At 61.1% G+C, this 26254-nt stretch carries 19 protein-coding genes; 9 read left to right on the forward strand and 10 right to left on the reverse strand.

The features are described from left to right. Positions 1-118: 118 nt before the first annotated feature. Positions 119-2152 carry a M13 family metallopeptidase gene (locus AB5Y71_RS18785; RefSeq protein ID WP_368172209.1) on the forward strand — a complete coding sequence of 678 codons (2034 nt, stop codon included), beginning with the start codon at positions 119-121 and terminating at the stop codon, positions 2150-2152. A 58-nt stretch (positions 2153-2210) separates the two neighbouring features. After that, positions 2211-2648, forward strand: a complete 438-nt coding sequence (locus tag AB5Y71_RS18790) for a PliI family lysozyme inhibitor of I-type lysozyme (protein WP_075115704.1) — start codon at positions 2211-2213, stop codon at positions 2646-2648. Between the two features lie 76 nt (positions 2649-2724). On the opposite strand, the gene pdxY is transcribed toward AB5Y71_RS18790, so the two are convergent. The 6 genes from pdxY to AB5Y71_RS18820 all read right to left on the reverse strand — a co-directional run bounded on the left by pdxY (position 2725) and on the right by AB5Y71_RS18820 (position 12206). Beyond that, complete coding sequence (pdxY, locus tag AB5Y71_RS18795; RefSeq protein WP_158112075.1) at positions 2725-3585, reverse strand: pyridoxal kinase PdxY; 861 nt, start codon at positions 3583-3585, stop codon at positions 2725-2727. Between the two features lie 93 nt (positions 3586-3678). After that, the gene (locus AB5Y71_RS18800) at positions 3679-5811 is read right to left on the reverse strand and encodes a lysine decarboxylase CadA (protein ID WP_368172210.1); all 2133 of its coding nucleotides are present in this window, start codon (positions 5809-5811) and stop codon (positions 3679-3681) included. A gap of 77 nt (positions 5812-5888) precedes the next feature. Continuing rightward, entirely contained in the window at positions 5889-7223 is a 1335-nt protein-coding gene (gene cadB / locus AB5Y71_RS18805; protein WP_368172211.1) for a cadaverine/lysine antiporter, read from the reverse strand. Between the two features lie 755 nt (positions 7224-7978). After that, complete coding sequence (gene cadC, locus AB5Y71_RS18810; RefSeq protein ID WP_368172212.1) at positions 7979-9532, reverse strand: lysine decarboxylation/transport transcriptional activator CadC; 1554 nt, start codon at positions 9530-9532, stop codon at positions 7979-7981. A 392-nt stretch (positions 9533-9924) separates the two neighbouring features. Beyond that, a complete protein-coding gene (gene yjeH, locus AB5Y71_RS18815; RefSeq protein WP_236285291.1) occupies positions 9925-11205 on the reverse strand; it encodes an L-methionine/branched-chain amino acid transporter in 1281 nt (426 codons plus the stop codon). Positions 11206-11306: 101 nt separating this feature from the next. Further along, complete coding sequence (locus tag AB5Y71_RS18820) at positions 11307-12206, reverse strand: LysR family transcriptional regulator (protein ID WP_368172213.1); 900 nt, start codon at positions 12204-12206, stop codon at positions 11307-11309. Between the two features lie 155 nt (positions 12207-12361). Between AB5Y71_RS18820 and AB5Y71_RS18825 the strand changes: the two genes are divergently transcribed. Together AB5Y71_RS18825 and AB5Y71_RS18830 are read left to right on the forward strand one after the other, a co-directional pair. After that, complete coding sequence (locus AB5Y71_RS18825) at positions 12362-13384, forward strand: MBL fold metallo-hydrolase (protein WP_368172214.1); 1023 nt, start codon at positions 12362-12364, stop codon at positions 13382-13384. 91 nt (positions 13385-13475) lie between these two features. Then, positions 13476-14195, forward strand: coding sequence for an ABC transporter substrate-binding protein (locus AB5Y71_RS18830; RefSeq protein WP_021229181.1), 720 nt, complete (start codon positions 13476-13478; stop codon positions 14193-14195). A gap of 91 nt (positions 14196-14286) precedes the next feature. On the opposite strand, the gene AB5Y71_RS18835 is transcribed toward AB5Y71_RS18830, so the two are convergent. Next, positions 14287-15579 carry an HAAAP family serine/threonine permease gene (locus AB5Y71_RS18835; protein ID WP_368172215.1) on the reverse strand — a complete coding sequence of 431 codons (1293 nt, stop codon included), beginning with the start codon at positions 15577-15579 and terminating at the stop codon, positions 14287-14289. Positions 15580-16077: 498 nt separating this feature from the next. On the opposite strand from AB5Y71_RS18835, the gene AB5Y71_RS18840 reads away from it, so the two are divergent. Both AB5Y71_RS18840 and AB5Y71_RS18845 read left to right on the forward strand, forming a co-directional pair. Further along, entirely contained in the window at positions 16078-17016 is a 939-nt protein-coding gene (locus AB5Y71_RS18840) for a LysR family transcriptional regulator (RefSeq protein ID WP_064341744.1), read from the forward strand. 73 nt (positions 17017-17089) lie between these two features. Next, positions 17090-18502 carry an MATE family efflux transporter gene (locus AB5Y71_RS18845; RefSeq protein ID WP_139746490.1) on the forward strand — a complete coding sequence of 471 codons (1413 nt, stop codon included), beginning with the start codon at positions 17090-17092 and terminating at the stop codon, positions 18500-18502. Positions 18503-18618: 116 nt separating this feature from the next. On the opposite strand, the gene alsS is transcribed toward AB5Y71_RS18845, so the two are convergent. After that, positions 18619-20289 (reverse strand): acetolactate synthase AlsS, encoded by a 1671-nt coding sequence (gene alsS, locus AB5Y71_RS18850; RefSeq protein WP_005338504.1) that lies wholly within the window; start codon positions 20287-20289, stop codon positions 18619-18621. 18 nt (positions 20290-20307) lie between these two features. Continuing rightward, positions 20308-21102: an acetolactate decarboxylase gene (gene budA, locus AB5Y71_RS18855; protein WP_005338506.1), complete on the reverse strand. Its 795-nt coding sequence runs from the start codon at positions 21100-21102 to the stop codon at positions 20308-20310. A 108-nt stretch (positions 21103-21210) separates the two neighbouring features. Between budA and AB5Y71_RS18860 the strand changes: the two genes are divergently transcribed. Further along, on the forward strand, positions 21211-22146 hold the full coding sequence (locus AB5Y71_RS18860; RefSeq protein ID WP_368172216.1) for a LysR family transcriptional regulator: 936 nt from the start codon (positions 21211-21213) through the stop codon (positions 22144-22146). 25 nt (positions 22147-22171) lie between these two features. Here the strand turns inward: AB5Y71_RS18860 and tyrS are convergent, their stop codons facing one another. Beyond that, the gene (tyrS, locus tag AB5Y71_RS18865; RefSeq protein ID WP_236347329.1) at positions 22172-23371 is read right to left on the reverse strand and encodes a tyrosine--tRNA ligase; all 1200 of its coding nucleotides are present in this window, start codon (positions 23369-23371) and stop codon (positions 22172-22174) included. Between the two features lie 109 nt (positions 23372-23480). Between tyrS and AB5Y71_RS18870 the strand changes: the two genes are divergently transcribed. Together AB5Y71_RS18870 and AB5Y71_RS18875 are read left to right on the forward strand one after the other, a co-directional pair. Further along, complete coding sequence (locus AB5Y71_RS18870; RefSeq protein WP_368172217.1) at positions 23481-24806, forward strand: peptidoglycan DD-metalloendopeptidase family protein; 1326 nt, start codon at positions 23481-23483, stop codon at positions 24804-24806. Between the two features lie 313 nt (positions 24807-25119). Further along, complete coding sequence (locus AB5Y71_RS18875; protein ID WP_368172218.1) at positions 25120-26241, forward strand: anhydro-N-acetylmuramic acid kinase; 1122 nt, start codon at positions 25120-25122, stop codon at positions 26239-26241. The last annotated feature ends 13 nt before the right edge of the window (positions 26242-26254 follow it).

The following is a 26254-nucleotide window of genomic DNA, read 5'->3' on the forward strand; positions in this document are numbered from 1 at the left end:
CTGCTAGAGTGAGGCTCGCCCGCCCTCTCCACCAGGCTGGCCGCAAGGCGGTCGCACAACCGGTTGGAGCAAGGAAGATGGGCAGGGAAGCAAACAACCCGAATTGGAATCAAACAAGATGAACAATAAGAAAAGCTTACTGGCCGGCCTGATTGGACTGGCCCTGCTGGCTGGCTGCAGTCAGGTACCGCAAGACTCCCCCAAACACTCCGGGCTGGCGCTGGCCAATATGGACACCCAGGTCAAACCCGGCGATGACTTCTTCCGCTACGTCAATGGCAAGTGGCTCGCCACCGCCAAGATCCCCGACGATCGCCCCGCCGATGGCGCCTTCTACATGCTGCGGGACAAATCCCTCGCCGATGTGCGGGTGCTGGTCGAGGGGCTGGCCAAGCAGGAGGCCGCCACCGGCACGCCGACCCAGCAGATCCGCGATCTCTACGCCAGCTATCTGGATCAGGCAGGCCGTGACGCCAAGGGGCTCACCCCGCTGGCACCGGTGCTTGCCGATATCGACCGGATCGATGATCAGGCTGCGCTGGCCCGCGCCTTTGCCCAGTCGGGCCGCATGGGCGGCGGCGCGCCGTTCGGCATCTGGATCGACGCCGATGCCAAGTCTCCCGACCGCTATGCGGTCTACCTCTATCAGGGGGGATTGGGGCTGCCGGATCGGGACTACTACCTCAAGCAGGATCCCGAGAGTCAGGCCCTGCGCCAGAAGTACCAGCAGCATATCGCCGCCATGCTGAGCCGCCTCGGTGAGTCTGACCCGAGCGGCAAGGCCAAACGGATTCTTGCCCTCGAAACCCGGCTCGCCACCATCCAGTGGGACAACGTCGCCCTGCGGGATCGGGAGAAGAACTACAACAAGCGCTCCGCCAGCGAACTGGCACGGCTCGCCCCCCATCTCGACTGGCAGGCCTATCTCAATGCCGCGGGCATTGCTGGCCAGCCGGAGCTCATTATCGGTCAGCCAACCTATCTGAGCGCGCTGGATCAGGTGATGGCCCAGACCCCCATCGCCGACTGGCAGGCCTACCTCAAGTGGCAACTGTTGACCGACTACGCCCCCTATCTCGACAGCGAGACCGACCGCGCCAACTTTGCCTTCTACGGCACCACATTGAGCGGCACGCCCAAGCAGCGCGCCAGCTGGGAGCGGGCGCTCGGGGTGCTGAACGATCATCTGGGTGAAGCGGTCGGCCAGCTCTATGTGGCCCGCTACTTCCCGCCTGCGGCCAAGGAGCGGATGGAGCAGCAGGTGGAGAACCTGCGCACCGCCTACGGCCAGAGCATCAAGGAGCTCGACTGGATGTCGCCCGAGACCAAGGCGCAGGCCCTCGAGAAGCTGGCCAAGTTCCGCCCCAAGATCGGCTACCCCGACAAGTGGAAGGATTACAGCGCCATCGCCATCAAACCGGATGATCTGGTGGGCAACCTGCAACGCTCGCAAGCCTTTGAATACGCAGACAGTCTGGCGCGCCTCGGCAAACCGGTCGACCGGGACGAGTGGCACATGTCGCCGCAAACGGTGAACGCCTACTACAACCCGAGCAACAACGAGATCGTCTTCCCAGCGGCCATTTTGCAGCCCCCCTTCTTCGACATGACGGCGGATGATGCGGTCAACTACGGCGCCATCGGCGGGGTGATCGGCCACGAGATGGGCCACGGTTTTGATGATCAGGGGGCCAAATCCGACGGCGACGGCATGATGCGCGACTGGTGGACACCGCAGGATCTCAAGGAGTTCCGCTTCCGCACCAGCCGTCTGGTGGCCCAGTACAACCGCTTCGAGCCGATCAACGGTCAGTTCGTCAACGGCCAGTTCACCCTGGGGGAGAACATCGGCGATCTGGGCGGCCTCACCATCGCCCACAAGGCCTACGAGCTGTCGCTCGATGGCAAGGAGGCGCCGGTGCTGGATGGCTTTACCGGCGAGCAGCGCTTCTTCCTCGGCTGGGCGCAGGTGTGGAAGGGGATGTATCGCCCCGAGCTGATGCAGATGCTGCTGCGCTCCGACCCCCACTCGCCCCCCGAGTACCGGGTCAACGGCGTGGTGCCGAACATTCCCGCCTTCTACGAGGCATTCAACATCCAGCCGGGGGACAAGCTCTATCTGCCACCCCAGAAGCGGGTGAAGATCTGGTAGCAACATCACGGCGGGCTCCCCGGGAGCCCGCACTCAAGAGACAGCAAGAGGTTGCAAGATGAACAGAGCATTGATCATGGCAGGGCTGCTGACCCTGCCGCTGGCGGCACAAGCCGAAGAGGGATTTAGCAAGCAACTGACCCTCCCCTCCGGGCAGGTGATCCGGGTGGCGCAGGGGGTCGGTGAGCCCACCTCCATCGGCAGCTATGACGTGCGGCTCTATTCGGGCCAAAACGCCCAGTTTCCACTGGATGAGTTTCAGGATGGCAAGGTGATGGCCCGCAACGGCTTTATCCGGGAGCTGAAACTGGTCGATTTGAATGGCGACAAGCAGCCCGAGCTGGTGGTCATCATCGAGAGCGCCGGCAGCGGCAGCTATCAGGATGCCGATGCCTACACCGTCAGCCCGCAAGGGGAGCTGGAGATCTTCAACCAGGTCAAGGAGCTGGAGCCCAAAGAGGATGTGGTCAAGGCGCTCAAAAGCCCGCAGGACTAAGCCCTCTCCCGACATCTGACATATAAAAAGCCCTGATGATCAGGGCTTTGTTGTTTCTGCTGTTGGCGTAACCAGCTCAGAGGCGGGTCGCCCGGATGGAGACCTGCGGCAGCGCCATTTCGTGCTGGGCCGCCACCAGTTGTAGCTCGTAAGCTCCCGCCAGCCAGGTGCGGGCCAGCACGGCATCAACGCTGGCGTTGGTAAGTTCGAACGCCGCTACCGGGGTACAACCGGCCAGCAGATTGGCCAGCATGGTGGCGCTCAGCAGATCCCCCACCCCGATGGGGTGGCGAGCAAAAGGGTAGAGCGGGCGGGAGAGGTGAAAAGTCCCCTCCTCGCACACCAGCAGCATCTCGAAGCGGTCCATGGCAAAACCGGCCTTGCCCAGATGTTTGACCATCACCAGCTTGACCCCTTGCGCGCGCAGTTGCTGGCACGCCTCGATGGCCTCCGGCACATTGCGGATATCGCGGCCGGTGAGCTGTTCCAGTTCCAGCAGATTGGGAGCCAGCATATCGGCGCAGGCCAGTGCCCGATGTTTCAGAAAATCGGCGACGCCGGGTGCCACTATGCACCCCTTGTCGGGGTGACCCATCACGGGATCACAAAAATAGAGTGCGGCCGGATTGAGCGCCTTGAGCCGGGCTACCGCCGCCAGGATCTCCTCCCCCTGTTCGGCCGAGCCGAGGTAACCGCTCAAGATCGCATCGCACTCGGCCAGCACACCGATCTCCGCCAGGCCGTTTACCAGCTGACGGATATGGCCGCCGGGCATCACCATCCCCTGCCAGCCTTCGCGGTATTGGGTGTGGTTGGAGAACTGCACCGTGTTCATCGGCCACACCTCGATCCCGAGGCGACGCATGGGAAAAACGGCGGCGCTGTTGCCGGCACAGCCAAAGACTACGTGGGATTGAATGGAGAGCACTCGCTTCATGGTTGGCGACTCACGCAATAAGAACAGGAGTTCCGGAGGGAAAAACGGGCCTTGCGGCCCGTTGTTGTCACTTTCGACTGTTGTCACTGTCGATTAACGCAGCACCTTGACGGTGTAGCTGCCATCGGCCTGACGATAGAGGCCGTGGATGTCGGTCTCGAAGCCCGGGTAGTGGGCACCGATCTCGCACAGCATCTCGAGGAACTCGAGCACCGGCAGAGAATCCTGGGTCACCATCTCGCCCGGCAGTACCAACGGAACTCCCGGCGGGTACGGCAGGATCATGTTGGCGCTGATGCGGTCAACCATGTCACGCAGCGGCACTTCCACCACGTTGCCGGCCAGCTCTTGCTGCCATGCGGCGTGCGGAGTCATCTTCATCTCCGGCAGTACGTCGAACGCCTTGAACATCAGCTCCGGCAGACGGTACTTGCTGGTCAGCTCGTGAATGCGCTGCGCCAGCTCCTGGATGCGCATCCCTTCGTAGAAGCTCGGGTCTTCACGATAGAGGCTCGGCAGTATGCTCTTGATGGTCAGGTTCAGATCGTAGCCACGCTTGAACTCGGTCAGGGCGCGCAGCAGTTGCATCGCTTTGGACTGATCGATACCGATGGAGAAGAGGAACAGCATGTTGTAGGGGCCGGTCTTCTCGACCACGATGCCGCGCTCGTCCAGGAACTTGGAGACCAGAGAGGCAGGGATGCCCTTCTCCAGCAGCTGGCCGTCACGACCCATACCCGGAGTCAGCAGAGTGACCTTGATCGGATCCAGGTACATGTGGTTGTCATCGATGTCCTTGAAGCCGTGCCAGTCATCTTTCGGATCCAGCTTCCAGCACTCGACGGTCTCGATGTTGTCCGGCTGCCATACGTCGAAGAACCAGCCTTCGCTCTGGTCACGCAGACGCTTGATCTCTTTGCGGAAGGAGATGGCGCGATCGATGGAGTCCTTGATCAGACGCTTGCCGGTGTTGCCACGCATCATGGCAGCAGAGATCTCGGTAGAGGCCACGATGCCGTACTGCGGCGAGGTGGAGGTGTGCATCATGAAGGCTTCGTTGAAGGTCTCTTCCTCCACGTCACCCTTGATGTGGATCATCGAGGCTTGGGAGAAGGCCGCCAGCAGCTTGTGGGTGGACTGGGTTTCGTAGAACACCTTGCCCGGCATGGCTTCGCCGCTCATGCCGCACTTGCCTTCATAGATCGGGCTGAAGTTGGTGTAAGGCACCCAGGCACTGTCGAAGTGGATGTAAGGAGTATCCAGCGCTTCCTTGATGAAGCCGGTGTTGTAGAGCAGGCCATCATAGGTAGAGTTGGTGACGACGGCGTAACGGGGAGCCTGAGCACCCGGTGTCGCGGCAACCTTGGCAGCGATGGTGTCGCGGCTGAATTCGCTCTGCGGGATACCACCCAGAATGCCGTAGGCGTTGCGGGTCGGACGGAAGTAGATCGGCGTCACGTCGTTCATCATCATCAGGTGAGTGAGCGACTTGTGGCAGTTACGGTCAACCAGCACTGTGCTGCCGGCCGGCGCGGAGTACATGCCGACGATCTTGTTGGCAGTGGAGGTCCCGTTGGTAACGATATAGGAGCGATCGGCGTTGAAGGTACGGGCGATGTACTCTTCGGCTTCCTTGTGCGGACCTGAGTGATCCAGCAGGGAGCCCAGCTCCGGCATGGAGATGGAGACGTCAGCCTTGAACGCGTTCGGACCGTAGAAGTCATAGAAGATGCTGCCGGCCGGGCTCATCTGGAAGGCGGTACCGCCCATGTGACCCGGAGTACAGAAGGTGTATTTACCCTCTTCCACGTACTTGAACAGTGCCTTGGTGAACGGCGGCAGGATGGCGTCCTGATACTCCTGAGTGGCCTGACCCATCTTGAGGGCGATGTCGTCAGCCATGCCGAGACGGTACTCGAAGAAGTGCACGTTCAGACGCAGGTCGGTCAGGTGAATATCCAGGGTGGACTGGTCGTTGGCAAAGGCGAAGATCGGCAGCTTCTCGTTGCGATCGTGGATCTCCTTGCACAGACCCAGGGAGTATTTGTCCCAGTCGAAGATGGCGCCGCAAACACGGGGGTTCTTCTCAATCAGTTTCAGCAGGTCGGCGACGTCGACCGGATAAACAACCTCGAAACCCTTGCGCTCGAGGGAGGCTTGCAGCTGGCGAATGGGTTCTTCTTTAAAGAAAACGCCCAGGTGGTTGAGGATGGCAATGATATTCATCGTAATGCTCCACACGTGATGGGGCGCTCTCCATCAGGGATGGTGAGTGAAGAGCGCTCGGAGGATAAAAGGGGAAATCAGTTGCTGGGTTGCTCGTTGAGCAGGGCGTCGTGCTGACGCAGACCCTGTTTTTTGGCGTAGAACATCAGGATGATGAGCGATACCACAAAGGTAGCTGTGAGGTTGGAACCCTTGGCACCCATCAGGGCCACCAGACAGAAGACACAGGCCACACCGGAGAAGATCATCGCGCCGATGCTGCGGGAGGTCATGCCTTCGAAGCGAATGAGGTTAATGCTGGAGTAGAAGTAGGGCAGCATGGTCAGCAGCACTGCATCTGTGGTCAGCACGTTGAAGAGATCGGCTGCGTGAGCGGACTGGGAAGTGAAGGCGGTCAGGCCAACCATCAGGGCAGTCATCTTGAGGGAGCCCAGGATCAGACCCTTCTTGGCTACGCCGTTCTTGTCCACTTCGCCATAGATTTTCGGGAAGTGGCCGTCGTTGGCGGCACGCTTGCCCGCCTCGCCTACCAGCATCATCCAGGAACCGAGCGAGGTGAAGCAGGCCAAAGCGGTGAAGGCAGAAACAAACGGCGCAGACCAGCTACCGAAGATGGCGGAAGAGGCCATGGCAAACGGGGCGCCGGAAGCTGCCACTTCACCGGCCGGGAACATGCCGCTGATAACCTGGGTAGAGAGGATGTAGATAACACCCGCGATACCGGTACCCAGCATGGTAGCGAGCGGTACGGTGCGCTTGGGGTTCTTCACCATGCCGGAAGAGACGGCGGCAGATTCAACACCGACGAAGGACCAGAGGCAGATCAGCACGGCGCTGATGACCGCATGCAGGTCGCTGCCGCTGGTGGTGTTCCAGTTCTGGCTGTAGACGGTGGCATCAAAATGACCCCAGCCCATCACCGCAGTACCGACAACCGGCAGCAGGATCAGCACCAGACCCAGGGTACAGAGTCGGCTCACCCAGCTACCGCCAAGCAGGTTGACGAAGGTGAAGATCCAGACGGCAGCGATGGTGGCTGCGGCGGCCGGAATTGGGCTATTGAGAATGGGGAAGAAGACCGAGAGGTAGGAGACGCCGGTAATGGCGATGGCCAGGTTACCGATCCAGTTGGCGTGGTAATAAAGCACACCGGTCTGGAAACCGAACACCGGAGAGATCTCGCCAGCGTAAGCAATGGGGCCACCCTCTTGCGGGTTCTTGGTAGCAAGGCGGGCGAAGACAAAGGCGAGGCCCATGGCGCCTACCAGACAGATTGCCCAGCTAAAGACAGAGATGGAGCCGATGGTGGCCAGTGCCGAAGGCAGCAGCGCGATGCCACTCCCCATCATGTTGCCGGCCACCACACCTGTACAGGCGATAAGGCCAATCTTCTTGCTCGTATCTAGGGACATAAGATCTCCGGTTCTATAAAAGGTCGGGTCGTCACATACACATTTGGCGGAACGCCCCGCCAAAGAATGGGCACAGACTAGGCCTCTCATCCCCGGAAAACATAAAGACCAGCTAACGGATAAAAATATGAGGCAACTTTTTTCGCCGCCTCGTCACTTTTGATAAAAACCATTTAAAAACAGTAAATTGACATCACATCACACAGCCGTCTTGATAAAACCTTGATATCCTTCCGCCCAATTTTTTCCCCTTGATAACCCCCTTATCTCGCCGCCTTGATATTTTTGGCCAGATAAACCCGGGATAAAGCAGCTCCCATTACGCCCCCCTGCCCTTGCGGCCATTTGGAAGCCCTGCTGATCATCACCCTGAGTGGCCGCTCACCTCCTGCTTTCCCCTTCGCTCGGCTCATCACAATCCAAACTCAGAGGTAAAGCGCAACGGCGATAACCGGTAAGCAATGAGAAATGGGTCGAGACAGACAGCTTATCCCGCCGCCAACCATGAGCAGATGTCACAAGCTGCACACGGCGTGAAGCCGAACAAACGCGAGTGCAGCGAATGCCGCGGGCAAGACAAAGGCAAAGGGGGATAGTGGGGAGCTGCGGGGGATAAATCGGGCCGCACCAGAGCGACTATCCCCGGTGGCAAACAAGCAGGATTGAGACAAGCAGAAACCGCACAGGCCGCCCGAAGGCAGCCTGTGGATGAGGTCGGCAACCGCACCGACCCAGGGAGAACCAAAACTGCGATGTTAGAAGAGCTTCACCTTGCTCTGGCCCAGCGCATTGAACAGGGCTGGGGTGAGGCTCTCCATATTGCTGTAGAAACCGAGCTGCTGGCAGAGCAGATAGGTCTGCTCGGTCGCCTCCATCAGAAAGGCCTGACTGTAGGCATCCCCCGCCGCCTCGGGGCGGCCATCCAGCTCCGCCAGCTTGCCCTGCAGTATGTAATAGAGCACCGAGCGGCCGCGACTCGCCGCCTTCTCCAGCAGATAGTTGGCCTGCTGTTGCTGCCCGTTGAGGATCGCCTGCAGGGTCAACGCCTCCCACACCCGAGCAGGGAGAGCGCCGCTGTTTTGCACCACGCTGGCGAGATGAGTGCCAATCCCCTGCAGCCGCTCGCTCTCGGATTTACCCGCCAGGGTGGCCAGCGCCTCGCCCGCCAGATAGCGCTCCGCCAGCAGCAGCGGCTGATCCGGATGGGCAATCAGCGCCTGCTCCAGCAGATCGATGCCGCGCTTGAGGGCGACCGGATCCCGGCTGTTGATGTAGTACTGCGCCTCCATCATCGCCATCAGGGAGGCATCATCGGTCGGCCAGCCCATCCCCGGCTCGGCATCGGGCTGGTCGAGGGCGCGCAGCAGATCCTGGCTGCTCGCCTGCAACACGCCGTGCACACTGTGGCGACTGAGCTGGTACTGATGGCTGAACAGCACCCGGTTGGTGTTGATATTGCGATACTCCAGATCGAGATAGGTGCCGCGCGGCTGGCGGGTGACCCGCACACTCAGCTCCTTGCCGGGCATGATGCCCCCCATCAGAGTGGTGGCACCGTACTGCACCCGCAGCGGCGTAGCCACGGCCACCTCCCCCATCAGGGCGCGGGTAATGCCGTCGGCGAGGCGCACGTTCTCGTTGTTGTCATCCATGCCGGAGTGAAAGCGGAACACCAGCAGATTGGGATCCAGCATGGCATGCACCTGGGGGCTGGTGTGCTGGTAGCTGAGCATGCTGACAATGGCGATCAGCACGATGGCAACGAAGATATCGAAACTCACCATCTTCCAGCGGCTGCGAGCATCCTTGGCATGGGTGGAGATGGCGCGGGTCAGGGGCCCGGCGGGAAAAGGGGCGACATTGGGCTGTGCATCATCATCATGCTCAGCCACGGGCGGGCTCAGATCGGAGAGCGTCGGGTTGTCGGAGAGAGCGGTATTGACCGCAGGAGCAGGCTGCTCGTCCGCCATCACCACAGAAACCACCTGCAGCGGCCGCACCGATGCCACCAGCTTGTAGCCGCGCTTGGGTACGGTGACGATATAGTCGGTCGCATCGGTGCGACCATCTTTGAGGATCTTGCGCAGTTCGAAGATGGACTGGGTCACCACCTGATCGGTCACCTCGGCGCCATCCCACACCTCGTTGATCAAGGCATCGCGGCCAAACACAGTGCCGGCATTATGGGCCAGAAACCGCAACAGGTTGACCAGTCTGGGTTCGAGGTAGACCTCGCGGTCGGGGCGACACAGCATGTTGTCGTCAACGCTCAGGGTCCAGTCGTGGATCTCAAAAACCGATTCGCTCATGATTCACTCGCTGCAGATGGTGACAATGCACGATGAGAGAGACGCAAAACCCGGGCTGACTGAACGGAACAAGGCGCTATCACCACAGGTGACAGATAAAAAGAGAACCGAAGCAATCACATCTCTGAGAGTCAGTCTGGCCAGGCCATCCTGTTTACGTCTGAAGGGCATCCTTGCGGGCATTCCGACCACCGGGATCGGAAGGGATCACTTTAAGCAAAACGGGAGCTGGATCCCACTTTTTTTGGCTATAAATCGCCGTTGAGTTGATCCGACACCGCACTTTTCGGCAAATAGCGTGCCAACCAGTATTCATATGAACATCCCATATGCCGGAATCAAAAAGCCCTGAACATCAGGGCTTTCTCATTTCTTCGACCATCGGGGAGACATTACTTCGCCAGCGGGAGCGCATCCTGCTGACGACTGCGGCGCAGATGACGCCGCCACAACGAGAAGCTGCCGTAGCCAAGACTCAGCACCACCGCATAGAGCACCTGAGTGGCGAGCGCCACCAGCACCAGAGCGCAAAGCAGCACGCTTATCCCCGCCAGCCCCTTGCCCACCCCGCCGAGCAGACGCCAGCCCGCCGCCATGCAGAGCAGGTAGACCAGCACGAAGTTGCCGTTGGCGTAGCGGATCAGCTCATCAAGGGGCAGTCGCAGCCAGATGATGAGGGTGATGCAGAGCAGACAGATGGCGAGCACCAGAGTGAGCGCCCGCAGCGGCGCGCCGCGCGCGGTGAGCACGGCCAGCGAGGGGGGCAACTTGCCTTCCCGCGCCATGCTCCAGATCAGCCGGGCAAAGCCCTGAATGTAGATATTGATGCTGGCAAAGCAGGAGAGGTAGCCGAGCACCGCCACCAGCCACTTGGCGGTGGGGCCGAACAGCAGCGCCAGCAGGGAGGGGATGGCGGTGGCGTTTTTCGCCTCATCGCCGTAGAGGCCATATTTGAGCACCACCAGCGAGTGGATCCAGTAGATAAGCCCCGCCAGCAGCACCCCGCCGAGCAGGGCGATGGGGTAGTCCCGCTCCGGCCGCTTGAACTCCTCCCCCATATGGGCAAAGGCTTCCAGCCCGACAAAACACCAGAACATCACCGCCAGCGCGGTAGCCATAGGGGGCCACTCATCCGCGCTCGGCAGCGGTCGGGCCGCATCGCGCCAGCTCACCTCCCCCTTGAACCAGATAAGCAGGGTGAGCCCCAGAATAGCCAGAGCTATCAACAGTTGCAGGTTGCCGGAGGAGCGCGCCCCGCGCAGCCCCAGCAGAAAGACCCCGAGCAGGGTGAGCAGCTGGATGGCCCAGAGGGTCCACTCCCCCATCTCGAACAGGGCGTGCCAGAAACCGGCGGCAATCATCAGGGCGGCAGGCAGCCCCACCGGCAGCACAGCCAGAAACAGAAAGGCGGAGAAGCGCTCGGCGCCGTTGCCAAAGGCGAGGCCGATCAGATGCGGCGCGCCGCCAGCATGGGGATAGCGACGGCCGAGGCGAGCGAAGGTAAAGGCGATGGGCAGCACCAGCGCAATCAGCAGCAACCAGGCCCAGAGCGAGGCCCCACCCGCCAGCGAGGCGGCGGTCGCCGGTACCACGAAGATCCCGGTGCCGAGCAGCGAGGTGGCGAGCAGCCCCATCCCCTGCCAGAGCCCGAGATCCTTTTTCAACCCAGACATATCCTTTTGTCCTGACTAAAAAAACATCCCGCCATGTTAGGCCTGCTCCGCCCCTTTGTTAAGTACGATGGTTAAGCGTGGGGGCGAGAATATGCAGCCTTTTATTCAGGCTCGGGCCCAGCTTGCAGGGATTCGGCCAGAAAATCCCCCAACAGGGTGATTTTGAGCACCTGCCGTCGCGCCGCCGGATAGATGAAGTAGAGGGTCTTGGCCGGGCTCTGATAACGGCCAAGCAGCGGCAGCAGACGCCCCGCAGCGATATGCTCACGCACCTGTTCGGCTGGCTGCAAGGTGATGCCAGCCCCCGAGAGCGCAGCCGTCAACAAGGCTGGCCAGTGATTGATGCGCAGGCGCGAGGCAACCCGCACCTCCTCGCTCTGACCATCCTCGCCAACAAACTGCCAGCGCTCGTGCACGCCCCAGTTGCCGTGCAGACACTGGTGGCGGGCAAGATCGGCCGGATAACGAGGCACGCCGTGGCGATTGAGGTAGTCGGGCGCCGCGCAGAGGCGGTAGTGCTGGTTCAGCAGCGGACGGGCGATCAGCGCCTCATCCTGCGGGCGCAGGGTGCGGATGGCGGCGTCGAACCCCTCCTCCACCAGATCGACCCAGCGCGGGGTGAGCTGCAGATCCAGATCCAGCTTGGGGTAGCGGTCGAGAAAAGCGGGCAGCAGCGGCACCAGCCGGTGGTGGCCAAAGCTTAGGGGAGCGGCGATGCGCAGCCGTCCGGCCGGCTCGGCCAGCAGATTCTGGGTGAGCGACTCGGTCAATGCCATCTCCTCCAGCACCCGCTGGCAGCGAGCCAAAAACAGCTGCCCCAGTTCGGTGAGGGTCTGCTGGCGGGTGGTCTTGTGAAACAGCTTGCCCCCCAGCCACTGCTCCAGTCCCAGCACATGCTTGCCCACCATCTGGGCGCTGCTCCCCTCTTCGCTCGCCACCGCGCTGTAGGAGCCGAGATCCACTACCCGGGTGAAGATACGCATGCTGGTCAATCGGTCCACAACCCCTCCTCTGACCTTCATTCAAGGCGATTTGGCCCGCGACAAGGGCACTAATTCACAACCAAAAGTTTAGTAAGAAATGGATTTTAGCCAATTTATTCAACTTTTAGTTGCCAATACAGTGATGCCGTCCCTTCCCCACAGGATAAATTCCCATGAAAAGTACCTATCTGGCCGCATTACTGGTCGGTCTGCTGGCCAGCGGCGCCAGTCAGGCTGCCGAGAGCAGCTTTATCAGCAACCACGACCATGCCCCTGTCTCAGCAACTCAAGCCCAGCCCGATATCTTTCGGGTCAGCCTGCTCGGCACCGGCACTCCGGTACCCCAGATCAGCCGGGGCGGTTACAGCACCCTGGTCGAAGCGGGCAACCAGAAGCTGGTGTTCGATTTTGGCCGCAACTCCGCCACTCGCCTGTGGCAGCTGCATATCCCCATCGGCCGGGTCAACGCCTTCTTCCTCACCCACTTTCACTCCGACCACACCAACGGGCTGGCGGCTCTCTGGCTGACCGGCTGGCTGCAACCGGCCTATGGCCAGCGCCACGCGCCGATGGAGCTCTACGGCCCCAAAGGCACCACAGCTCTCGCCCGTGGCTTGCAGCAGGCCTACGCCACCGACATCGCCACCCGGGTCAAGGATGAGGGAACGCCGCTGGACGGGGGGGAGATCAACAGCCACGAGGTTACCGCCGGGGTGGTCTACAACCATGACGGGGTCAAGGTGACCGCCTTTGACAACGACCACGGGGTCAACATCAAGCCATCGTTTGGTTATCGCATCGACTACCACGGCCACAGCGTGGTGCTCTCCGGCGATACCCGCTACAGCCCCGAAGTAGTAAAGCAGGCCAAAGGGGCCGATCTGCTGGTGCACTGCGTCTCCATGACCTCTGCCGAGCAGATGAAGGCCAACCCCGGCTACAAGGCGATCGCCGGTCACCTCGCCTCCCCCGAGCAGGCGGCCCGGGTAATGAACGAAGCCAAACCGGCGCTGACCGTGTTCAGCCATATCGGCCTCAACGGCAAAATCAGGGTCAAAGATCTGGCGCAGGATCTGCGTGCCCGCTACACGGGCCCCTTCGTCATCGGCAACGACCTGATGCAGATTGATCTGCCCACCACGGCCTCCGGCAAGGGCTATGCCCTCTGGCAGTCGGAGAATATCGACAATAAATAGCTGGCACGGATGCCGGTCAGCCATGGCCGGCATCCGCAATCAACACCGGGGGCTATCTTTAAGGGGTGTTTGACCACAAGGAGTTATCCCTATGAGCCTGAAATGGAAGCACCTCGCCCTGGCCACTCTTCCCTTGTTCGGCATGACGGCCGCGCAGGCGGCGGTGTTGACCAGCCTTGAATGGCCCCCTTACACCAGCGCCAGCCTCCCTGAACAGGGCAAGAGCAGTCAGGTGGTGACCGCAGCCTTTGCCCTGGCTGGCGACCCGCTGACCATCAAGTTCTATCCCTGGCAACGGGCCGTGGACGAGGCGACCAACAACCCCGAGGTACTGGGTTATTTCCCCGAGTATCTCGACCCCAAGAGCAGTTGCCTCTTCTCCGACCCCATAGGTAACGGCCCTCTCGGCTTTGCCCAGCGAGCCGATCAGCCGGTCACCTGGCAGAGCCTTGATGACCTCAAGGGCAAGAAAATTGGTGTCGTCACCGGCTATGTGAATACCACCGAGTTCGACGAAAAAGTGGCCAGCAAGGCACTCTCGGCCGATGCCACCAGCTCGGACAGCCAGAACCTGCTCAAGCTCGGCAACGGTCGGCTCGATCTGGCGGTTATCGACCAGAATGTGATGACCTATCTGCTGGAGAGCGATCCCCAACTCAAGGACGTTGCCGCCAACCTCGGCTTCAACGGCAAGATCCTCGAGGACAAATCCCTCCACGTCTGCTTTACCAACTCCGCCAAGGGGAAAGAGGCGCGGGACAAATTCAACAAGGCGCTGGCCAGCGATGAAGTGAAGAAGCTGATGAAGTAGCGATACCGCATCCGCTCGCCGCCCCAAACAGCCATAAAAAAAGCCGCCTCTTGCGAGGCGGCTTCTTCATTCAACTTGGTAACCGGAGTTATCAGGCAATCAGCTTGTAGATGATACCGGACATGGCGATCAGGCCGATGATGGTCACGAAGCCGTTGCTGATGTTGCCAGCGTATTTGCACATGGCCGGAACCTTGGTGATGGCGTACATCGGCATCAGGAACAGCAGCATTGCGATGATCGGGCCGCCCAGGTCTTCAATCATGCCGAGGATGCTCGGGTTGATGGTAGCGATGGCCCAGGTGGTCAGGATCATGAACACGGCAGTGACTTTGTTCAATTGCTTGGTGTCAACGTTCTTGCCCTTCTCGCGCAGCGCCTTGGCCATCAGGCCGTTCATGCCTTCTTGCGCACCCAGGTAGTGACCCAGGAAGGATTTGCTGATGGCAACCATGGCGATCAGCGGAGCCACAGTACCGATAACCGGGTTATCGAAGTGGTTGGCCAGGTAGGACAGGATGGAGATGTTCTGTTCTTTGGCAGCAGCCAGGTCAGCCGGGGAGAGGCTCAGTACGCAGCTGAATACGAAGAACATAACGGTCATCACCATCATGACGTGGGCGCCCAGCAGGATGTTGCTGCACTTCTTCTCGGCACCTTCACCGTAACGACCTTTGTTGTCCACCGCGAAGGAGGAGATGATCGGGGAGTGGTTGAAGGAGAACACCATTACCGGGATAGCCAGCCACAGGGTCTTGATGAAGTCACCGTTGAAGGCGTCGGACAGGGCCGGAGCTTCAGTGATGATGGCACCGTTCCAGTGCGGGATCAGGTAGAACGCCAGACCCATCAGGGTGAGCACGAACGGGAATACCAGCACGCTCATCGCTTTGACGATAACCTGGCCGCCCAGACGAACAACCGCCATCAGACCGAGGATCAGGGCCAGTGACAGAACGGCACGGGGAGGTGCAGACATACCCAGCTGGTGAACAATCACGCTCTCGACGGTGTTGGTGATGGCGACTGAATACATCAGCACGATCGGGTAGATGGCAAAGAAGTAGAGCAGGGTGATGAATTTGCCTGCGGTCTTGCCGAAGTGCTCTTCTACTACTTCAGTGATGTCGCCATCACGGGTAGAGCCGGACAGCACGAAGCGGGTCAGACCACGGTGAGCAAAGAAAGTCAGCGGCAGCGCTAGGATCAACATGGCAACCAGCGGCCACAGGCCACCTACACCGGCGTTGATTGGCAGGAAGAGCACACCGGCACCGATCGCGGTACCGTACAGACCCAGCATCCAGACCACATCGGCCTTGTTGACGCCGCGGGAGGTGTTGCTGGCTAAACGACCATCAGCTGCAATATTCATGTCAGACATACGTTGTTCCTGTCATCTAGGAAAATGGGATTCTTGTTTGGTCGGGCCTTGGCCCGGTTCCATCTCCCTGGAACGCCTGCTGTCCGTCCTTGATATTAACCTCTCGCCCCCCGGCAACCTGGCCATCACTCCTTGTGACAACAGGATTGCAACAAACAACAGTGCGAGATTTTGACCCTGAGGGTCGGCGCCCGTCTCACTTAACAACCGATTAACGTGCGCCACTCTTGATGGGCTGACTTTAATTAAATGCCCTTATTAATCACAGCGTTTTTTTGAATTAATCAACCAAAGTTTGATTTTGGTCGCCTTTCGGACGACCAAGATCACACTCAAGGCGCCTTATTGTGAGTTTTTTTTAACAATTCAACTTAGTTTCACTGGAATCAATGGCCTGCGAGCAGCTACATATTTGCAACAAGCCACCCGTTTAGCGCGGATTGTGTGCAGCACGGCCTTGGCGTACCCTTGTGACTCACGCCTTTTTGTTGATTGATGATGACCATTACCCGTACCGATCTCGCCGAACTGGCGGTGTTTGCCGCCGTCGCCCGTCACCGCAGTTTCAGCAAGGCCGCCCTCGAACTCGGGGTCTCCGCCTCCGCCCTCAGCCACAGCCTGAAAGGGCTGGAAGCCCGTCTGGGGGTGCGGCTGCTCAACCGCAGTACCCGCGCCGTGGTGCCGACCGAAGCGGGTCAGCGGCTGCTCAAGCAGCTGCTCCCCACCCTAAATACTCTTGAAGAGGCGCTTTGCGAGCTGGCCCGCAACAGCGACGAGCCGGTAGGGCGACTCAAGCTCTGCGCCCCCCGCGGCGCCATCGACAGTCTGCTGGCACCTGTGCTGATCGACTATCTGGCCCGCTATCCGCGGATGCAGGTGGAGGTAGTGGAGCAGGAGCTGATGCCCCGGCTGATTGAAGATGGCTACGATGCCGCGCTCTTTTATGGCGATCTGCTGCCCAAGGAGATGATCGGCATCCCCCTCGGCCCGCCCCAGCGCTATCTGGTGGTGGGCTCCCCGGCCTATCTGGCGGAGCACGGTACACCGGAACACCCGAGCGAGCTGAGCCGCCACGCCTGTATCGGCTATCGCCTCACTCCGCACCATCACTATCGCTGGGCCTTTGCCGCCGATGGCACCATGCTGGAGATCGAAGTGACCGGGCCGCTCACCACCAGCACCCCGGCTCTCTATTTGGGCGCTGCCGAGGCGGGGTTGGGACTGGCCTACTGTCTGGAAGAGGAAGTGAGCCAGAAGGTCGCGGAAGGGAAACTGTTCACCGTGCTGGAGCCCTGGTGCCCCACCTTTGCCGGCTTCTACCTCTTCTATCCCAGTCGGCATCAGCTGGGCAGCGGGCTGCGCATCCTGATCGACATGCTCAAGGCGCACTACCAAAACCCCGGATTAGTGAGTAATACTCAGCAATTCATCAAGTGAAACCCTGATTATCACCAAATAAGTATTAATCTAGACTAGCTGTTCGATAATCGAACTCCCCGAGAGAACAGATATGTCTGCCTATTTAACACTGCGGCAACGGGCCATGACCCGTCGCTTCTGGGCTTACGCCCTCCCCTCCATTCTTGCCATGCTGGTCTCGGGGGCCTACTACCTCATCGACGGCATCTTCGTCGGCCACTATGTCGGTGCCGCTGGCCTCGCCGGGATCAACCTGGTCTATCCGGTCATCATGGTGCTGATTGGTCTGGCCGCCATGATCAGCATGGGGGCGGCCACTGCCATCTCCTTCCAGCAAGGGGCGAAAAACGACACGCTGGCCCGTCAGGCGCTGGTCAACGCCCTCTGGCTGCTGGCCGGACTCGGGGGCGTTGCGCCGGTGCTGCTCTATTACACCCACACCGATATCCTGCTCGGGCTGGGGATTGAACAGGGCACCGAGACCTGGAAACAGGCGAGTGACTACCTCACCTGGATTGGCGGCGGTACCCTGCTGCTGGCCAGCAATCTGGCGGTCCCCTATCTGCTGCGCAACGATGGCCGCCCGAAGCTGGCCATGGTGCTGGTGAGCAGCGGCGCCGTGCTCAATATCATCCTCAACTACATCATGGTGGGTCGGCTGGGGCTGGGATTAATCGGTACCGCGCAGGCCACCCTGATGGCAGAGGGTGCGGTGAGCCTGATCGGCCTTGGCTACTTCTTTACCCCCTGGGCGCGGCTTCGCCTCAGCTGGCGGGATCTGGTGCCCAACCTCCCCGCCATGCCGCACCTGCTCTTTACCGGTCTGCCGAGCCTGATTGCCCAGTTCAACCTCGGGCTGCTATTGATGCTGCACAACAGCCAGCTGATGGTGTATGGCAATGTGAAGGATCTGGCGGGCTTTACCGTGGCCGGTTACACCGAAGCGGTCTTTATCGTCATTCTGCAGGGGCTGGCGTTCGGCATTCAGCCGCTCATCAGCAAGGCGGCAGGGGCCAAGCGCCATCGCAACCTCAAGTACCTGATGGAGATGGGGCTCAAGTTCACTTTTATCTACGGCATGCTGGTGTGGCTCACCATCCAGCTGCTGCCGGGACAGGTCGCCATGCTCTATACCGGCGACAAGGATCCCGAACTGCTGGCCGCCGCCATCAGCAGCCTGACCCTCAACCTCGGCGCCATTCCGCTGGAGGGGATCATCATGTTCGGCATCGTGCTGCTGCAATCCATGGCACGTACCCGTCAGGCGCTGGTCATCTCCATCGCCAAAACCGTATTGCTGCTGCCGCTCATCTTCCTGCTGCCGCAACTGTGGGGGCGTGATGGGGTGCTGATGGCCCAGCCCGCCACCGTGCTGCTGCTCACCCTGCCGCTCTGCTGGCTGCTGTGGCGCGAGTGGCTGCGCCTGAAGATGGCCTGCGCGCCAAAAGCCAAACAGCGCCCACAACCGGCCCGCGCACGCGCCGCCGTCCAGCTGGCCCGTTAAGGCCACCAGTCCCGCAAAACAATAAAAAAACCGGCATCCATTGATGCCGGTTTTTGCTATATGGGCGGGTCTGCCTGCCCTTACACGGGGATTCAGGCCAGCACTGCTGCCCACACTTATGCCAATACTTCTGGCCTGAGCTGGGCCATCAGCCCCGGGTTGTCGGAGTAATCCACCGGGATCGCCACCACCGCAGGCCCCTCCACCGCCAGCGCGGCCCGCAGGGTGGCACGCAGCTCGTCGGCCGAACGCACCGCAAAACCTGCCGCCCCGAACGATTCGGCATAGCGTTTGAAGTCGATGGGGCCAAAAGAGACGCCGGAGGTGCGGCAATATTTCTGCTGCTCCTGCATCGCGACCATGTTGTAGCCGTTATCGACCCAGATGATGTGAACGATATTGCTCTTGAGCCGCACCGCCGTCTCCAGCTCCATGCTCGACTGCATGAAGCTGCCATCCCCCGATACCGAGATCACCTTCTCTCCCGGCCGCACCAGCGCCGCGCCGATGGCCCACGGCAGGGCGACCCCCATGGTCTGCTGGCCGTTGGAGATCAACACCTGACGGGCACGGAAGCTGTAGAGGTAGCGGGCAATCCAGATATGGAAGCTGCCCATGTCGACGCAGAGGGTCATGTCGTCGCGCACCAGATCCTGCAGCTCGCGCACGATACGCAAGGGGTGAACCGGATTGCCGTGCAGATCGTCGGCCCGCATCGCCAGTCGCAACCGCTGCTGGCGAACCCCTTGCAGCAGCCGATCCACCTCGGGAGGACGGATTTTCGGATTGCCCATGATGCGGGTCAGCTGCAACAGGTTGGCGCGGATCGACCCCACCAGCTCGGCGGTCGGGCAGTAGCTGCTGTCGATATCGGCAGGTAGCACGTCGATATGGAGGATGCGCCGCTCCCTGTCGCCATTCCACAGCACGGGGTCGTACTCGATGGGGCTGTAGCCGATGCAGATCACCAGATCGGCCCCTGCCAGCAGCTGATCCCCCGGCTGGTTGTTAAAGAGCCCCACCCGTCCGGCAAAATCATCGAAGTGGCAGCTGTCCACCACCCCGGCAGCCTGATAGGTACCGGTCACCGGCAGCCGCGCCTTGTCGAGGAAGGCGCGCACTGCCTCGGCATTTTCCGGCCGGCTCGCCATCAGGCCGAGCAGCACCACCGGATTCTGGGCGTTGCGCAGCAGGGTCAATGCCTGCTCCATATTCTGTTCGTCGGCGCAGCCCGGCTCCGGCACTTCCCGAGGCACCAGCACATTGCCCTGCACCGGCTTGTTGATGATGTCCATCGGCAGGCTGACAAACGCCGCCCCCGGCCGTCCCAGCTCGGCGGCGCGAAAAGCGTTGGCCATCACTTCCGAGATCGCCGCCCCGCTGTTGACCTGAGCGCTGAACTTGGTGACCGGGCGGCAGAGGTTGACCGTATCCATGCTCTGATGAGTGAGCTTGAGGCCGTCGGCACGGCGCACCGCACCGCCCAGCGCCACCATGGGGTCCCCCTCCGAGGTGGCGGTCGCCAGCCCGGTAATAAGGTTGGAGCAACCGGGGCCCGAGGTGACCAGCGCCACCCCCGCCTTGCCGGTGAGGCGCCCCACGGCGGCCGCCATAAAGGCGGCGTTCGCCTCGTGGCGCACCACTATGGTCTCGATGGGGGAGTCCTCCAGCGCATCGAACACCCGGTCAATCTTGGCACCCGGGATCCCGAACACCTGCTTGACCCCTTGCGCCTCCAGATGACGAACCACCAGCTCGGCACCGCACTTCCACTGTCTGTTTTCCATGATATTGCTCCTTGTCTATCAGCCTTCGGCAGCCTGAATGGCGCGATCGAGATCGGCGGGGTTGAGGTCGGCCTGCCGGAAAGCGGGATCCGATGGCAGGGCCAGATTGAGGTGACGCACCACAGAAAGTCGCAGGGTGCCGTGGGCCATGGTGTAGTCGAGCAGATGGCCGCCCCCCTTGCGATCGGCGGTGATCATGTGCTCGTGAAAGCCCGCTACATTAACTCCCTGCACGAACGGCGGGCAGCGAAAGCCCACCAGAGTTCCCGCCACCGCGGCAAAGCGGAACAGCGGCTGCTGTTCGATAGCTTCCAGCATGGGGCGATAGGGGGGCTCCTGACGCGGCACGGTTCGTACCTTGGCCGTTTCAAACTGGCCGTCGAGGCGCAGGGCGACGAAGACGTTGTCGGATCCCACCAGCCGATCCACCCACTGGTGGATCTCGTCACGGCTGAGGGGATGGTCGAAGCGACGCTCCAGACAGGGGCGAAAATGGGTCATCACCGCAAAGGGGGTCTTCTGATCGGCGCGGGCGGGCCGGGCCGAGCCATCGGAGCGCAACTGGTGGATCTGGCGCTCGAAGGCGATCAGCTCACCATCGAGGTGATTGAAGGTGCCGAGGCCAAAGTCGCCGTGGCGCAGCAGCTCGCTCATGGTGGTCTCCCCTTCATAGACCCCCGCCAGCAGGGCGCTCATCAGGGAACTCTGGTAGATCTCGCCACCGTCATGCTGCCTGCGCCAGCGGGAAAACTGCTGGCTCACTTCGAGGGCACAGCTGCACCCGGCACTGTCAGATGTTGCAATATGTTCCATTCGGGTTTCACCTCCACCGTGAATCCTGTTAGCGTTCGGATCCAATGGTGACTTGGTTCACATTTCAACACCAATACGCTGATCCCATGACTTTGAGACTCAATCGATATGGAACTTCGTACGCTCCGCTACTTCATGGCCGTTGTTGAAAAGCAGAATTTCACCCGCGCAGCCGAATCACTCAACATGGCCCAGCCGCCGCTGAGCCAGCAGATCCGCAAGCTGGAGGAGACCCTGGGCACCCCGCTGCTGCGCCGTTTGACCCGCAGTGTCGAGCTGACCGAGGCGGGCGAGAGCCTCTATCGGGATGCGGCGCAGATCCTGGCGCTGGCCGATGCGGCAAAACTGAAGGTAAAGCGGATTGCCCGGGGCGAGCAGGGGGCACTGCGGATCGGCTTCGCCGGGTCCACCGTGCTCCACCCTGCGGTGCTAACCCTGTTGCACGACTATCGGGAGCGCTACCCCGAGGTAGCCCTCAGCCCGCAGGAGGGCACCATGCCGGCACTGGTGGAGGCGCTGCGCAACGATCGGCTGGACGCCGCCATCTTGCGGCTCCCCTGCCGCGGTAGCGAGGGATTTGCCCACCACCTTATCGAGCAGGAGCCGCTGCTGATCGCCCTGCCGACCAGCCACCCCAAGGCCAAGCCGGGCCCCTTGCCACTGGCCTGCCTGAAGGACGAGAGTTTTATTCTGTTTCCCCACGCCATCGGGCCCGGGCTCTATGACGGCATCGTGGGTCTCTGCCGAGAGGCGGGCTTCGAGCCGATACTGGGGCCTGAATGTCCGCAAGTGATCTCCACCGTCGGCATGGTGCAGGCGGGCTTTGGCGTGACTCTGGTGCCCAGCTCGGTGGCGGCGCTGCGCCCGCTCGGGGTCAGTTATCACCCCATTGAGGGCAACGGCATGATGACCAGTATCAGTCTGGCGACACGGCCGCATCCAGGTAGTGCCGTGCTGCGGCACTTTATCGCCCAGATCCGTGCCGCCCAGATACGACAAGGCCTCCCGAAGGAGGCCCTGTTGAACAAGCTTGAACAGGTTTGATGGCCAGCTTGCCTGATGCGACTGCTTATTTGACAGTCACGCGGGCAAACTTGCGCTTGCCGACCTGATAGACGGCGGTACCGGCACCGATGAGTGCCTTGCCATCTTCCAGCTTCTCGCCATCCACCTTGACCGCGCCCTGCTTGATCATCCGCAGCGCTTCGGAGGTGGTGGCCACCAGATCGGCCTCTTTCAGCAGGTTGGCAATGGCCAGACCTTCGCCTTCCAGAGCCAGCTCGATTTCCGGCATCTCGTCCGGGATGGCGTTCTTGGAGAAGCGCTGGGTGAAATCTTCGTGGGCCGCTTCAGCCGCCGCTTCGTCGTGATAACGGGCGATGATCTCTTTGGCCAGCCAGATCTTCACGTCGCGCGGATTGAGAGTACCGGCAGCGATACCTGCCTTGAACTCTTCGATTTCAGCCAGCGGACGGAAGGAGAGCAGCTCGTAGTAGTTCCACATCAGATCGTCGGTGATGGACATGATCTTGCCGAACATCTCGCCCGGAGCGTCGTGGACGCCGATGTAGTTGCCTGCGGACTTGGACATCTTCTTGACGCCATCCAGACCCACCAGCAGCGGCATCATCAGCACGCACTGGGTCGCCATGCCGGCATCTTTTTGCAGCTCGCGGCCCATCAGCAGGTTGAACTTCTGGTCGGTACCACCCAGCTCGACGTCCGCCTTCAGCGCGACCGAGTCATAGCCTTGCAGCAGCGGATAGAGGAATTCGTGAATCGCGATGGATTGGCCGCTGGTGTAGCGCTTTTTGAAGTCGTCGCGCTCCATCATGCGGGCCACGGTCTGCTTGGCCGCCAGCTTGATCATGCCGGTCGCACCCAGCTCGCTCAGCCAGGTCGAGTTGTACTCGATGCGGGTCTTGGCCGGGTCGAGGATCTTGAACGCCTGCTCCGCATAGGTGAGGGCATTATGCTTGATGGCCTCTTCGGAGAGCGGCGGACGGGTGGCGTTCTTGCCGGAGGGGTCACCCACCATGGCAGTGAAGTCACCGATCAGCAGGATCACTTCATGGCCCAGATCCTGGAAGGTCTTCAGCTTGTTGAGGATCACGGTATGACCCAGGTGAATGTCGGGGGCGGTCGGGTCCATGCCCAACTTGATGCGCAGCGGGCGCCCTTCCTTCAACTTGGCGACAAGTTCTTCTTCAACCAGAATTTCTTCCGCTCCGCGCTTGATCTCGGCTAGCGCCACCTCGAGCTGGGACATTTTTTGACTCTCCATCACGATTCCACAGGGCCAAACATATTACTGGAATGGCGGGCCAATTGGAAAGGCTGTAAAATCCGTCCATTCTGCCCGACTTCATCTGCTTCTCATGGTTATTTGGCACGCCTTCAACGCACTCCCCCACTGGCACCGCAAGATGGTGCTGATCTTGAGCATCATGATCATGATGCTGGCTGCCTGGCCAAGCGAACAGGCTGTGGCAACACGGGTCGATGAAAACGGCAACGAGATTGCCCTGCGGGAACCGACTAACGACAACGCGCTGAACGACGAGCTGACTGCCGAAGCCGCCCAGCCCGTTACCCCGCCCAAGCCGCGCTATATCACCAAGCAGGTGAAGGTACGCCGTGGCGACAACATGGGAGTCATCTTCCAGCGCATTGGCCTGAGCACCACGGATCTGCACCTGATCGACCAGCTCGAGGGCAGCGATCCCCTGCGGATGCTGCAACCGGGGCAGGAGCTCACCTTCAAGCTCACCGAGAACGGCGAGCTGCATAGCCTCTATTACCCCCACAGTCTGGAGCAGGCGCTCAAGGTGAGCCGCAAGGAGGAGACCTTTGTCGCCCGCAACGTCAAAATCGCCCTCGACACCCGCGAACAGGTGAGCAAGGGCGAGATCCGCTCCAGCTTCTGGGGCGCCGCGGTGGATGCAGGGATGACCGAAGATCAGATCATGGACTTGGCCGCCATCTTCGGCTGGGACATCGACTTTGCCCAGGACTTGCAGCCGGGGGACAGCTTCCGGGTGGTCTATGAAGACAAGTTCCGCGACGACGAGCGGGTCGCCTCCGGCGATATTCTGGCGGCGGAGTTCGTCAACCAGGGCACCGCCTACCGCGCCGTGCTCAATGAAGATGGCAACTACTACACCCCGGAAGGGAAGGCGATGCGCAAGAGCTTCCTGCGTGCGCCGGTCAACTTCAAATACATCAGCTCCAACTTCAACCCGCGCCGCCTCCATCCGGTGACCGGCAAGATCCGCCCCCACAACGGCATCGACTATGTGGCGCCGGTGGGCACCCCCATCATGGCGGCGGGCTCAGGCAGCGTGGTGGCCGCCGGTTACAACCAGTTCAACGGCAACTACGTCTTTATCAAGCATGCTGGCAACTATGTGACCAAGTACCTGCACCTCTCCAAGCGCACCGTCAACAAGGGGCAGCGGGTTAAGCAGGGCCAGACCATCGGCACTCTGGGTGGCACCGGCCGCGTCACCGGCCCGCACCTGCACTACGAGTTCGTGGTGGGCGGCATTCACAAGAACCCGCGCACCCTCACCCTGCCGCAGGCAGAGACCCTGAGCGGACGCGAGCTGGCCAACTTCAAAAAGCTGGCGATGCCGCAACTGGCCAAGCTCGACAGCCCCGAGCTGCAGCTGGCCCAGAACAAGCGGGATAGCCGCGGCAACTAAGCCATCAGGGCTGGCAGGGTGAAGGCCCTGCCAGCCCCTTTTATTGAACCCGCGCCAGCCAATCAGATTGAAACGAGTCCACTTTCGGACATAAGATGAGATGGAACACCGGGAGCGGCATGTGGCACGGAAGCAAGGGCTTATCTATCCTGTCTCTCTCACTCTTTTTCCGGTCCGCATTGAGGATGCAACATGGTTGAGCGTTATATCGGTCTGATGTCAAAGATCACGCCATGTGGCATGGGATGAAAGCCGTTCCCCTCTTCACCCTCTCTGCACACCGTATTTTCGAACAGCAATGTAAGGAGACACCATGGCTGAGCGCTATATCGGTCTGATGTCGGGAACCAGCATGGACGGCATTGATGCCGTGCTGGTGATGATCGCCGGGGATGAACTGCGGGTCGAAGCGGCGCTTTGTCACCCCTGGCCGCAAGAGACCGCATGCACGCTGCATGCCCTCTGCCCCCCGGGCGACAACGAAATCGACCGCATGGGTGCGGCCGATAATCTGGTGGCGCGAGAGTTTGCCGCCGCCACCCACGCGCTGCTGGCCAAGGCGCGGCTTGAGCCCAAAGATATTCGCGCCATCGGCAGTCACGGCCAAACCATCCGCCACCGTCCCCAGCTTGGCTTTACCCTGCAGATCGGCAATGCCGCCCTGCTGGCGGCGCTAACCGGCATCGACGTTATCGCCGATTTTCGCACCATGGATATGGCCCTCGGCGGTCAGGGGGCGCCGCTGGTGCCCGCCTTCCATCAGGCGCTGTTTGCCAAACCCGGCGCCCTGCGAGTGGTACTGAACCTCGGCGGCATCGCCAATATCTCGGTGCTGCCGGGCAATCCGGGCGGGGTATATGGTTTTGATACCGGCCCGGCCAACACCCTGCTCGATGGCTGGTATCGCCGCCATCAGCCCCACGGCGGCAGCTATGACGCCGGTGGCAAATGGGCCGCCAGTGGCAAGCCCATCCCGGCCCTGCTGGAGAAACTGCTGGCTCACCCCTATTTCGCAGCCCCCGCCCCCAAGAGCACCGGACGGGAGATGTTTACCCTCGATTGGCTCGATGGGGAGCTGGCAGGCACTTCATACGCCCCCGTGGATGTGCAGCGCACCCTGCAGGCGCTCACCTGCCACAGCATCGCCAGCCAATTGCCCGCCCGGCCCGAGTCAGTCGGTGCCAGCCAGCCGAAAGCCGAGCTGTTTGTCTGCGGCGGCGGCGCCCATAACGCCCCCTTGCTGAAGGAGCTGGCCAGCCTGCTGCCTGCATGGCGCATCGCCAGCACTGCCGAGCTGGGCCTTGCCCCCGACTGGGTGGAAGGCGCTGCCTTTGCCTGGCTGGCCATGTGCTTTGTCCACCGCAAGCCGGGTAACCTGCCCGCCGTCACCGGCGCCAGCCGTCCGGCTGTGCTGGGGGCGCTTTATCCTGCCTGAGTGATGACAAGGG

The sequence above is a fragment of the Aeromonas sp. R9-2 genome (assembly GCF_040908025.1).
Lineage (GTDB): Bacteria > Pseudomonadota > Gammaproteobacteria > Enterobacterales > Aeromonadaceae > Aeromonas > Aeromonas veronii.